Origin of the sequence: Winogradskyella pulchriflava (assembly GCF_042434315.1) — a bacterium.
GTDB classification, from domain to species: domain Bacteria; phylum Bacteroidota; class Bacteroidia; order Flavobacteriales; family Flavobacteriaceae; genus Winogradskyella; species Winogradskyella pulchriflava.
In genome coordinates this window covers 92,845-106,860 of the sequence record NZ_JBHLTQ010000006.1, presented here as the reverse complement: position 1 = coordinate 106,860, position 14,016 = coordinate 92,845, and the positions used below count along the sequence as shown (strand labels likewise).

5 protein-coding genes are annotated in these 14,016 nt (G+C 34.5%); all 5 read left to right on the top strand.

Annotated elements, in window-relative coordinates; translation table 11 throughout:
* Window positions 1-5: 5 nt before the first annotated feature.
* The 5 genes from ACFFGA_RS12420 (at window position 6) to ACFFGA_RS12400 (ending at window position 13,937) form a co-directional block, all read left to right on the top strand.
* Window positions 6-833, top strand: coding sequence for an ABC transporter permease (locus ACFFGA_RS12420; RefSeq protein WP_386064521.1), 828 nt, complete (start codon window positions 6-8; stop codon window positions 831-833).
* Between the two features lie 111 nt (window positions 834-944).
* Complete coding sequence (locus ACFFGA_RS12415) at window positions 945-4,385, top strand: T9SS type B sorting domain-containing protein (RefSeq protein WP_386064519.1); 3,441 nt, start codon at window positions 945-947, stop codon at window positions 4,383-4,385.
* Complete coding sequence (locus tag ACFFGA_RS12410; protein WP_386064517.1) at window positions 4,382-6,847, top strand: T9SS type B sorting domain-containing protein; 2,466 nt, start codon at window positions 4,382-4,384, stop codon at window positions 6,845-6,847. Before ACFFGA_RS12415 ends, ACFFGA_RS12410 begins: the two co-directional genes overlap by 4 nt.
* Window positions 6,848-6,884: 37 nt before the next feature.
* Window positions 6,885-8,666, top strand: coding sequence for a T9SS type B sorting domain-containing protein (locus ACFFGA_RS12405; protein ID WP_386064515.1), 1,782 nt, complete (start codon window positions 6,885-6,887; stop codon window positions 8,664-8,666).
* A gap of 444 nt (window positions 8,667-9,110) precedes the next feature.
* Window positions 9,111-13,937, top strand: coding sequence for a T9SS type B sorting domain-containing protein (locus tag ACFFGA_RS12400; RefSeq protein WP_386064514.1), 4,827 nt, complete (start codon window positions 9,111-9,113; stop codon window positions 13,935-13,937).
* Window positions 13,938-14,016: the final 79 nt, after the last annotated feature.

Here is a 14,016-nt window from a genome sequence, read left to right as displayed (position 1 = left end):
TTATTATGTTACGTCTTATAAAATTAGAATTACAAAAACTTTGGCTTAATAAAGTAAGCCGAATACTTATATTTATATCTTTTATACTCCCTTTTACAGTATTAATTCTATCATCAATTAAAATTAATTTCTTTGGATTTTTCACACTAGAGCTAGGAGAACTTGGTATATTTAATTTCCCAATAATCTGGCATATTACAACATTTTTTGCATCCTACTTTAAGTTTTTCTTTGCTATAGTTGTGGTTAGCATGATTGGAAATGAATATAGCAACAAAACACTGAAACAAAATCTTATAGATGGATTAAGTAAAAAAGAGTTTATACTATCAAAATTTGATACAATTGTTTTCTTTTCACTTTGTGCAACAATCTTAATTGGTGTCGCATCCTTTTTCATAGGTATGTACTATTCTAGTTACACTGAAGCAACCATAGTTTTTAGAGAAATTGAATTCTTGTTAGCCTATTTTGTAAAACTTGTTGGCTTCTTTAGTTTATGTCTTTTCTTTGGTATGCTATTAAAACGATCCGCATTTGCATTAGGCTTTTTAGTAGTATTATATATAGCTGAATGGCTTGTTTTCTGGGGAGCTTACGAAGCATTTGGAAATGCCGATAGTGCATTTAAATTAAAAAACTTTTTGCCGCTAGAATCGATGTACAAACTAATAGACCAGCCTATTCAACGTATTGTAATGACTAAATTCCCTGAGAAGACTGATATTATCTACGATTACGCTGTACATTGGTATGAGATTGCTACTGTAATTGGTTGGTCAGCCCTTTTTATCTTTTTGTCGTACCGATTATTAAAAAAGAGAGATTTGTAATATCTTTGATAGCAATTGCTATTTAATTTTGAGTTAATACTAAAACTAGGAGAATAAGAGTTCTAGTTGTTATATAGTATATACTACTGTGTTTTCAACACTAAAGATGTTATGAAAAAGATAAGTTTCGTATTTCTCTTACTAACTTTTTGCATCCCAATTTTTGGGCAAAACGAGGCATCTTATTGGTACTTTGGACGAAACGCAGGTTTACGTTTTGATGCTAATACTGGAGCAGTTACAGCACTAACTGACGGACAGATTAACACTTTAGAAGGCTGTACATCCATTTCGGATGAAAATGGTAATCTACGATTTTATACAGATGGTAGAACAGTTTGGAACCAAAACCACCAAATTATGCCTAATGGTAATTATTTTGGAGGTACTGGTTTACTAGGTGACCCATCGAGCACCTCATCTGGTCTTATTGTTCCAAAACCAGAAGACCCAACAAAATATTACATTTTTACAGTTGACGAACCGCATCACGAAAATGCAGCAGTTTACCCTAATCAATTTACAGGCACCTATATTAGCGGAGGAGGTACTGTACCAAGCGTTGATGATGGTTTTAACAACGGATTCAACTACTCGTTAGTAGATATGAACTTAAATGGTGGATTAGGAGATGTTGATATTGCTGAAAAGAACATCCATTTGGTTACTTACGACGAAAATGATTCTGAAGAGGTTAAATATAAATGTTCTGAAAAAATCACTGCTGTTAGAGCTGAAGATTGTTCCTCCTTTTGGGTAATTACACATTTTACAAATTCGTTTTATGCTTTCCGAGTAGATGTAAATGGTGTAGACACCACTCCTGTTATTTCTACAGTTGGCCCAAATATTCCAGTTACTGGTTATCGACGTAATGCCTTGGGCTATCTCAAAGCCTCTCCGAATGGTTCAAAAATTATTGTTGCGCATTATGGAGAAGCAACTACTACTGGTGGTGATGGTGCAGGCAGTGTACACTTGTATGATTTTGACAACAATACTGGTGTTATTTCAAATGGTTTAGAGCTTTACGGCACGGAGAATAATGACAGTCCTTATGGTGTAGAATTTTCTGCTGACAATAGTAAAGCTTATGCTACGATAGGCTTAGGTATTACAGGAAATGGATCTAGTCAAGTGGTACAATGGGATTTAGAAAGCATTGACATTCCTGCTTCATTACAAGTTGTACATAGCTCTGGAAATATTAGTGCTGGTGCACTACAACTTGGTTTAGATAGAAGAATATATAGAGCACAATTGAGTCTCACAACTGTAGATGGGTCTAATCGTTTTATTGGTGTTATTGATAACCCAGAGGCTGATGGAGCTATGGTTAATTATAATGAACAAGGTGTTCTGTTAGATATTAACGGCACTAACCAAAACTTAAGTCAAATTGGCTTACCACCTTTTATTCAATCATTATTTAATTCTGAAATTGATATTATAAGAAATGACATAAGCGCAACTGAACTACGGCTTTGTACTGGAGATAGTTACACACTAAGAGCCGATGATATTGCAGGTGCTGACTATTTTTGGACATTTGATGGCAATCCAGTTACTGAAGATACATTTGAACTTTTTGTTGATACACCAGGTCTCTACGAAGTTTATATTGAACCCAATAATGGTGATTGCCCAATAATTGGTAGTGCAGTAGTTGGAGTGTATGAAATACCTGTTGCAAATCCACTGACAGATGTTGAGGTATGTGACAATCTTGCTAATGATGGTTTTTATCAATTCGACTTCACAGACAAAAATCCTGAGGCATTATTGAATCAAGATCCATTACTACATAATGTTCGTTATTTTGAATCGCTAGATGATGCCAACAATCTTGAAAATGAAATCACGTTCCCTTATACTAATGTGAGTAATCCACAAACTATTTATGTTCGTGTGGATAATGTTGAAAACACCAATTGCTATGATATAAATTCTTTTGAACTGGAAGTTTTTAACACACCACAAATCGTTCAACTCAATAATATTGAATTTTGCGATAACGAAGGAGATGAAATGGATGGTATTGCAACCATTGAACTTGGAGATTTAATACCAACAATTCGTGGTACACAAAGTGAAACCGAAACCAATATCACATTTCACCCAACACAAGCAGATGCAGACGACAACACCTCTCCGCTCCCATTAACTTACACCAATAACACCGCTTTTAATGAAACTATTTTTGTTAGAATAGAAAACACAACCAACACATCGTGTTATAGTACTGCAAGTTTTGAATTAACGATTAACGATGCACCAATTGCCAATGACATTTTTATTGTTCAATGTGATGAAGATGGTATTCCTGAAGGCTTTACAACATTTAACATTAGTCAATTTATACCAGATATCACTTATAATGCTTCAGATAGAACTATTACTTTTTATGTATCGCAAACCGATGCCGAGAATGAAGAAAATGAAATAGATGGAGATGCTTTTGAAAATTACTTCAATCCTCAAAATATTATTGCCAGAGTTACTAACACCATTTCTGGTTGTGTTAATTTTAGTGAGATTTCATTAGAAGTGAGTACAACATCATCCAACAATGCTAGTATTTCTGAGTGTGATAATGATGGTACCGAAGATGGTTTTACCTCTTTTGATCTTAGTAACACCAATGCCATTGTATTGGCTGGTGCTCCTGCAGGAATGGATGTTCAATACTACGAAACTTATCTAGATGCACTTCTTGAAACTAATGCAGTTGGTGCAACTTATACCAATACTGTTCCGTATAATCAAACGATTTTTGCTCGTGTTGAAAATTCAAATTCATGTTATGGTATTAGCGAAATAGAACTTACAGTTTTAGAATTGCCAAATATTGAGACTGAGTTTGAGACACTCTACTGCATCAACTTTTTTCCAGACACAATTGTATTAGATGCTGGAATTATTGACGACTCAGCAAGTAATTATCTATTTAATTGGTCTACTGGAGAAGACACAGCAACTATAGAAATAAATGCTCCTGGAACCTACAATGTAAGAGTAACCAATGCTAATGGTTGCTTTAAAGACAGGACTATAACCGTTTTACCATCTAACATTGCTACCGTTACTGATATTAACATTGTTGATGCTTCACAAAACAATTCAATTTCTGTATTTGTTACTGGCGAAGGCGATTATGAATATGCCTTAGATAATATTGATGGTCCTTATCAGGATAGTAATATATTTAACGATGTACAACCTGGTTTATATACAGTTTTTGTAAGAGATAAAAACAACTGCGGAATTACGGAAGAACTGGTTTCTGTAATAGGATTTCCAAAGTTTTTTACACCAAACAATGACGACACTAACGATTTTTGGCAAGTCTATGGTATTAACAATCAGTTTCAAGCTAATTCATTAATCTATATTTTTGATCGCTATGGAAAACTACTCCAAAAGCTAGACCCACTTGGTCCTGGCTGGGATGGTAACTATAATGGAGCAAGAATGCCTGCAAGTGATTATTGGTTTAGGGTGAAACTACAAGATGGGAGAACATTTACCAGTCATTTTACACTTAAACGATGAATCTAAATCCAAATCTTATTTTTAAATCTACACTTTTACTCTGTTTGCTATTCAGTATACCTTTTGTAGGCTTTAGTCAAGAACCAAACGACTGCCAAAATGCAGTAACGGTTTGTGGTAATTCTAGCTTTAGTTTTGATGTTAATGGTCAAGGGGTAGAAGAAGTTCAAGGATTAAGTGCTTGCGGCAGTGGAGAAAACAACAGTATTTGGTTTCAAGTAACCATAGCTACATCTGGCACATTAGCATTTACACTAACACCTGGAAGTACATCAATAAATGAAGACTACGATTTTTTCTTATTTGGTCCAAATGCAACTTGTGGAAACCTCGGACAAACCATACGTTGTTCTACAACAAATCCTGCAGCTGCTAATCAAGGAAATAATTTAACTGGTATGAGCGCTACAGATCCAGATCCAGATGAAGGTCCAGGAGCTGATGGTGATAGCTTTGTAAGTGATTTAGATGTACTAGCTGGTGAAACCTATTTTTTGGTGATTGACAGACCTGTTGGTAACAGCCCTTTTTCACTAGAATGGACAGGAACAGCATCTTTCCCTGATAGCCCTTCAAACCCAGTTTTAGCTAATCCTAACTCTACAAGCCTACCAAGCATGGAAGTATGTGATGGAAATGCTCCCTTTGATGATAACATTACAGAAATAGATTTAACGACGTTAACTCAAGACATAATTAATGGTGTAGGAGATGTTGCTGTTACATACCATATTTCGGAAAGTGATGCTAATATAAAAACTGCTGCCTTAGGAGATATTTTTAATACTACAAGTGGTAATCAAACGATTTTTATAAGAATTGAAAATACCACCACAGGTTGTTTCATCATTAATGATTTTGAAATCAACGTTACTAACTTAACCAATTTCAATACACCGACGCCTTATGAGTTATGTGATGATGATACCGATGGAGACGACCAGAACGGTATAACGACCTTTGATTTTGATATAAAAACCCAAGAAATAACAAATGGAATTTTAGGTGCTAATTATAATATCAGCTATCACTTAAGTCAGGCTGATGCTGAAACCGCTGCTGACCCACTTCCAACAAACTATACCAATACAACTCCAACTCCTACTGAGATTTTTGTTCGTATTGAAGATATTAATACAGGGTGTGTAGGCTTTTCGTCATTTAATATTGTTGTTGCAGAAAAACCTATTTCTAATGATGTTTCACTCATACAATGTGACGAAGATGGCATTCCTGAAGGGTTTACCACATTTAATATTACCGAAGCTGCAGATGCCATTACAGGAGGGAATCCAGATGCATCTATAACCTATTACCTTTCACAAATAGATGCTGAAAATGATGTTAATGCTATAGATGCTAATGCTTTTGAAAATTTCTTTAACCCACAGATTATTTACACAAGAGTAAGTAACACCACAACGGGTTGTGTAAGTTTTAGTGAAGTTTCCTTAGAAGTGAGTACAACATCATCAAACAATGCCAGTCTTTCTGTTTGTGATGACGATGGCACCGAAGATGGTTTTGCATCCTTTAATCTTAGCGACACCAATGCTATTGTCCTAGCTGGTGCTCCAGCAGGAATGAATTTACAATACTACGAAACCTATTTAGATGCTCTTTTAGAAGCTAATCCATTAGGTACAACTTTTACCAATACCATTCCTTATAACCAAACAATTTATGCTCGTGTAGAGAATGTCAATGCGTGTTATGGCATTAGTGAGATAGCGCTTACCGTTTTTGAATTACCAAATATTGAAACTGAGTTTGAGACGCAATACTGCCTTAACTTTTTCCCAGAAACTATTGTGCTAGATGCTGGAGTAATTGATGATTCTCCAAGTAATTATTTCTTTGATTGGTCTACAGGAGAAGACACGGCAACAATAGAGGTCAATTCACCAGGCACATATACTGTAAGGGTTACCAATACCGATGGTTGTTATAAAGACAGAACTATAACAGTTTTACCTTCTAACATTGCAACTGTCACTGACATTGAAATCATTGACGCTTCACAAAATAATTCCATTTCGGTATTTGTTAGTGGCGAAGGTGATTATGAATTTGCTATTGATGATATAAATGGACCATATCAGGATAGTAATGTTTTCAACAATGTGCAACCTGGTCTTTATACTGTTTTTGTTAGAGATAAAAATAATTGTGGTGTTATTGAAGAGTTGGTTTCTGTTATTGGTTTCCCAAAATTTTTCACTCCAAACAATGATGATGCCAACGACTTTTGGCAGGTTAAGGGCATTAATAATGTGTTTCAAGCCAACTCATCAATTTTAATCTTTGATCGCTATGGAAAACTACTCAAAGAACTTGATCCTCTGGGTCCAGGTTGGGATGGGACTTATAATGGTATAAACATGCCAACAAGTGATTATTGGTTTAAAGTAAAGCTACAAGATGGAAGAACCTTTACCAGTCATTTTAGTTTGAAACGGTAAATTAAAAACCTTAATTTAGTCCCACCAAACTAACATTTTGAAAAACGTAAAACTCATACTCTACTTCACTTTATTTGGCGCAACAATCCCTTTACTTGCACAAGATGTTTCATTGTTCCAACAATTTAATGGTAGATATGATTATGTCGCAATTGGCAATACATTAAACACTGTAGAAAATGGTTTAGGTGGACCTTGTTCAATTCTAACATCCTCTTCTGCAGATTTAAGTCTTAATGCTGGACAAAATGTAACAGCAGCTTATTTGTATTGGGCTGGATCTGGGAGTGGTGATTTTGATATCGCTATTAATGGAGTTCCTATCAGTGCTGAACGTACGTTTAGTGATGCTTTAGATGCTACACGAATATTTTTTGCAGCCTTTGCTGATGTCACTGACATTATAACCACGCAAGGTAGTGGCACTTATACCATTTCAGATTTTGATCTTACAGGTGTTATTTCTCCCTATTGCCCAACAGGCACTAATTTTGGTGGCTGGGCCATAACTATTATTTATGAAGACGCAAGTTTACCTTTAAACCAATTAAACATTTATGATGGTTTACAAAGTGTTCCTACATTTTTGAGCATTACCCTAAATAACCTAAATGTTTTGGATAACGAAGATGCTAAAATAGGATTTATTGCTTGGGAAGGAGACAGAGCTTTAGCTGTTAATGAGCAACTCACCATAAACGGTAACGTTATTAGTAACTTACCATTGAATCCTGCCAATAATGCATTTAATGGTACCAATTCATTTACTGGAGCAACGGATTTATATAATATGGATATTGATGTTTACAATATTCAAAACAATATAAACATCGGAGATACCTCAGCTACAATTACACTTACTTCTGGCCAGGATTACGTGATGATAAACAATATTATTACCGTACTCAATAGCCAATTACCAGATGCTACTATCACAGTTGATGATTACATAGTTAATTGTGGAGATAATAGTATTGAGCTATTTTACACAGTTAATAATTTTAATAGTACAGCTGTTTTACCTGCCAATACACCAATTGCTTTTTACTTAGATGGATTGCTAATTGGTCAGAGTCTAACTGTAAATGATATTGCGATTGGTGCAAGTGAAAGTAATTCTATAATGGTTACTATACCAGATGATGCAGATCCCAATTTAACAATCATTGCTAGTGTAGATGACAACGGTATTATGGAAGGTACTGTAACAGAGAGCAACGAGGACAATAATATAAATTTTGTTGATATTGAATTGCTGATTGTACCAGATATCGTAACGTTACCACGACTCATTGGCTGCAACGAAGGTTTTGAAACCTCAACTTACAATCTATTTGACGTATTGGAAGGTTTTGACTATACGGAGGAAGATATTACATTTTATACCACTCTTGAAGATTTGGAAACGGAATCTAATGCCATTTTAATTCCTACTTCATATAACAATTCTAGTCATCCAGAAACCATATACGTAAGGCTAGAAAGTCCTCCTTGTTACGAAATATTTCAATTCAATTTAACCACTGAAAATTGTCCACCATATGTTCCTGATGGATTTTCTCCTAATGATGATTCTCGCAACGACTGGTTCAACATTCAAGGATTATATAACATCTTTACCGAGCACGAACTCCAAATATATAACCGTTACGGAGAGATTATTTTTGAAGGCAATAATGACAAGCCTTGGTATGGTGTTATTAATAGAGGTTTAAACAACCATGGAGAAACAGTTCCTGTTGGTACATATTTTTATATTCTAAACCTCAACGATTCCAACTATCGACCAATGGTAGGTTGGGTGTACGTAAATTACTAAATATGTTAAGTTTTTAGTGCATTCGTCTTTTTCTTTTGCCCATATTAATGACTTTATTTAACTTTAAGACCCTTGATTAATTCATTCTTTGAATTCATTATAAATCATTGAATCACCTCCCTCAAAAGCATTGAAGAATTACCCTTTTAAGTATGCATTTCATTTATTCAAATAACATAACAATATTGAGTTTCGGGTTAAGAAACATTATATATTGAGGCTTTAATGTTTCGAAATTTCAATTTGGGAAAAAGACCTCTTTTTGAGGTCTTTTTAAAGTTACACACAACATTAACAAACATAAATGTTAACGTTTTGTGCATTTCGTCGTGTTTTTTTGTATTTAATCTTTATTAAATCTATTTTTCCTCGCTTAACCCGTACAAATTGAGAGTTAGCCCCAAATCTAAACTTATTTGTACCCTTTAAACTTAACCGCAACTAATGGATTGTTTTCGTCGTTCCCTCAGTTTATTTTTATGCATTATTTGCAGCATAACTTATGCCCAACAAATAACTGTTGACAATACGGTATCTCCGCAAGAGCTAATTGAAAACACTTTAATTCAAGGTTGTGTAGAGGTTTCTAACATAAGTTCTCCTTCAAACGGTAGCTCAATAGGCTTGGGAAGTTATGGTTATTTTGAACGTGGAGCTTCTGATTTCCCATTTGAAAACGGAATTGTTTTAACAACAGGAAATGCTAATTCCGCAGGAAACGGAGAAAACACAACGATTTTAAATGATGGAAACGCAAGTTGGACAACAGATCCAGATCTTGAAGCAACTTTAGGAATCACAGGATCCCTAAATGCAACATCCATTGAATTTAATTTTACATCCATCTCAAATCAAATTCAGTTTAATTATATACTCGCTTCTGAGGAATACTTCGGTAATTTTCCTTGCCAATATTCTGATGGTTTTGCATTTTTAATCAGAGAAGCTGGCTCAGGCAACCCTTATACCAATATTGCATTAGTGCCAGGAACAACGACTCCTGTTAACACTAATACAGTTCATGACGAAATTGTGGGATTTTGTGATGCTTCAAACGAACAATTTTTTGAAGGCTATAACCTAGGAGATACAAACTATAATGGTAGAACAACCGTACTTTCTGCAACTGCTGCTATTCAACCAAATGTACAATACCAAATAAAACTCATTATTGCAGATCAAACGGATGAAAATTATGACTCTGCAGTTTTTATAGAAGGTAATAGTTTTAATGCTACTGTAGAATTAGGTGAAGATTTTTCTACCTGTGCAAGCAATGTCATCTTAGATGGAAACATAGAAAATCCGCAAGCAACATACTCTTGGTATTTTAACAATGCTATTATTCCCGGAGCTACACAACCTACTTTTGATGCTGTACAAACAGGAAATTATCGTGTTGAAATAGAAATTCCATTATCAGGAAGCACGTGTATTATAGAAGACGACATTAACATTACGCTTAGCTCTACACAATCTTCAGGTCCAATTATGGATTATGAATTATGTGATGACATTAGTAATGATGGTGTTGAAACTTTTGATTTATCCACTAAAAATGCTGAAGTATTGGCGTCTGTACCAGCTTCAAACTATACCATATCATATCATAATACCAATGCCGAGGCACAAGCTGGAATCAATGCTATTTCTGGAACAATTCAGAATGCAATAAATCCGCAAACTATCCATGTAAGAATAGAAGATATTGATAACGGTTGTTTGGCATTTTCAAATTTTGATTTAGTTGTGAATCCTCTTCCAGTTATAACAGACCCAACACCTTTAGAGGTTTGTGATGACCAAACGGCAGATGGTGTTACAACCATTGACCTCAGTATAAAAGATGATGAAATCACTAACGGACAAACCAATTTAGTCGTTACATACCATAGTACTGCAGCTGATGCTGCTTCTGGAACAAATGCATTACCAATGCCATACGTTAACACCAATGTTACGGAGCAGGTTTTTGTAAGTGTAAGAAATCCTCAAACAGATTGTATTAGTACTACAACTTTAGATATCGAAGTTTTTGATAATCCTGTTATAAATACCGAAGACCATTATATAGATGCTTGTGATCAAGACCATGATGGTTTTGCAAATTTTGATTTAACAAGTATAATTCCTGATGTCCTTGAAGGATTAACAGGTGTTACAGTAACTTTCCATGAAACAAACGAAGATGCATTGGCAGGTACAAACCCAATAGTAGATGACACCAATTACGCCAACATTAATGCAAATGAGCAGATTGTATATATAAGAGTTGAAGACAATACAACAGGCTGTGCTTCTGTTACACCTATAGAAATACATACCAATCTTTTGCTTACAGCAACAAATATTAGAGATTTTTCAATTTGTGATATAGGAAATGATGGTACCGAAGAGTTTAGTTTTGCAGCTATAGCACTTACCATAATTAATAACGTACCAGATGTTTCAATTGAATTTTACGAAACGGCTAATGATAGAGATAATCAAATCAACGCATTAGATCAATCTGTACCTTATACTCCACAGAATAATCCTCAAATTATTTATTTAAACCTCTATAGTCCTACTTGTATGGATGTGGATGAAATTGAGTTGACTTTAACTCCTGTACAAGAGTTTGAATCTATAGTCAATCAATCTGTTTGTGATGAAGATCAAGATGGCATTACCACAACCGATTTATCTCAATTTGATGTCTTAGTTTCAGATGCCCAAGAAGGTTTTAGCGTCACTTATTTCTTAACTGAAGATGATGCCAGAAATGACACCAATGTATTACCTAATTTTTATACCAATACAACAAATCCTTTTACGGTTTATCCAAGAATATTATCTGATGAAACTGGCTGTTCAGATGTAACATCTTTTCAAATTACAGTGCTAGATGCACCTATTACTTCTGCACCATCAGATATCGTAATATGTGACGATGACCATGATGGATTTTCTATAATTAATTTACTGGATGTTATACCAGAAGTTGTAAACAGCACCAATCAAAGAGAAATTAGCTTTCATAATAGCCAGGAAGATGCAGATAATGCCACAAATCCTATAGCTGGCACTAATAATTACAATGCACAAACGGAATCCGTATTCATTCGTGTAGAAAACACATCAACAGGTTGTTTTTCTACTGAAACGTTAAGTATTACGGTTAATACATTACCTGTTTTCACGGTTATAGATAACTATAAAATATGTGAAGATAATAGTGATGGTTTTGGTGATTTTATTTTCAACACCATGGATGCCGAAATTTTGAATGGCCAAACTGGCAAACAAGTGCTGTATTATCTCAATCAAAATGATGCTGATAACAGAACCAATGCTATTGATAAGGATATTGTTTTTCAAAATACAAATAACCCGCAAAGTATTTTTGTTAGAGTTGAAAACTTAACCGATGAAAATTGTTTTGGTACATCTAGCTTTACTATTGAGGTAGGTACCAATCCTATATTTAATGAACCTGCAGATTGGTTTGTTTGTGATGATATAGATAATGATGGTTTTCAAACTTTTGACTTATCAACCAAAGTTGAAGAAATTTCAAATGGTTCACCAGATAATTTATCAGTAACATTTTATTTATCTCTTGCCAATGCAGAAAATAGCACAAATGCGCTACCGCTTCAATATACAAATACCGTAAATCCACAAACTATATTTGTTCAGATAGATAATGGTACAATATGTAATTCCATAACCTCTTTTGAATTAAATGTCATACAAGTACCAGAGGTTAACGAATCTATTCCTATTACCTCTTGTGATGAAGATTATGATGGATTCACTGAATTTGATTTAACAGAAGCAGAATTTGATATACTAGACGTAAGACAAGATGATATTGAAATCAGTTATTTTGAAAATTTTGATGATGCTGAAGCAAATATTAATGCGATTCAAAATCCTGAAACCTATACCAATACAAGTAATCCACAAACGGTTTACATAAAAATCACCAATACTATATCTAATTGCTATGCCTTGGTTCCAATAGAATTAATTGTATATACACCACCAGTAATTAACGATTTTCAATCTTATAGTATTTGTGAAAACGATGACAGTAGCTTCGATTTAAATGAAATAAACGAAGTCTTAATGGATGAAAGTTTCAATGTCCTGTTTAGTTATTATACAAATGAAGCAGATGCCATTGCAAATACAAATGCATTAGACACAGATTACACCTATCTAACAACTAATGACACACTTTTTGCCAGAGCAGAGCTTAGCACCACACATTGCTATACGATTTATGAGTTTATCTTAAATGTTAACCCATTGCCATTTGCCAATCAGCCTAATGATTTAATAGCTTGTGATGATGACTTCGATGGTATATTAGGATTTGATTTAACGCAGCAAAATGCTGGAATTCTTGGAACTCAAAATGCTTCAGAATTCACTATTACGTACCATAATACAGCGTTGCAAGCTAATGAAAATAATTCTCCACTAGATACAGACTATATGGCTTTTGACAGTGAACAAATTTTTGCAAGAATTGAAAATAACAGCACAGGTTGTTATGCAATTACGCAATTCACGGCTATCATTAATCCATTGCCTGTAATAGATATTGAAGATCAGGTAATTTGTTTAGACAACTTACCGCTGCTTGTTTCTGCTAATACAAATAATCCAGCAGATGATTATCTATGGTCAACCGGAGAAACAACTCCTGAAATTGAAATTACAGAAATAGGTACATATTGGATAAGCGTTACAAATGAATTTGGTTGTGAAAACACGCGTGTTTTTGTTGTTTCAGAATCTGAAGCAGCCACAATTGAAGCCACTGAGGTAGTTGATTTCTCTGATCCAAACAACATTACTGTAACCATTAGTGGTATTGGTAATTACCTTTATCAGTTAGATGACGGAGAACCGCAAGAATCTAATGTATTTGAAAATGTCGCCATGGGTTACCATACGATAACTATTATAGATTTAAATGGATGCTCACAGGTTACAAGAGATGTTTTAGTTATTGATATACCAAAGCACATGACACCAAACAATGATGGTCAGTTTGATACTTGGCATATTATAGGTGTAGAAACATTACCAGGAACCATTATCCATATTTTTGACCGCTATGGCAAGCATCTAACTACTTTAAGACATGATACTCCTGGTTGGGATGGCACTTTTAATGGTAATAAATTACCAGCAAGTGATTATTGGTTTTTAGCAGAGGTAAAACGTGGTAGCCAATCTTTTGAAGTTAAAGGGCATTTTGCCATTCGTCGTTGATTTTCTTTTATGAGTTTAAAGGATCTAAGTTTTAAAGTTTAACCTCTTAATTAGTTAATACAACTCTTTTATAGCTTAG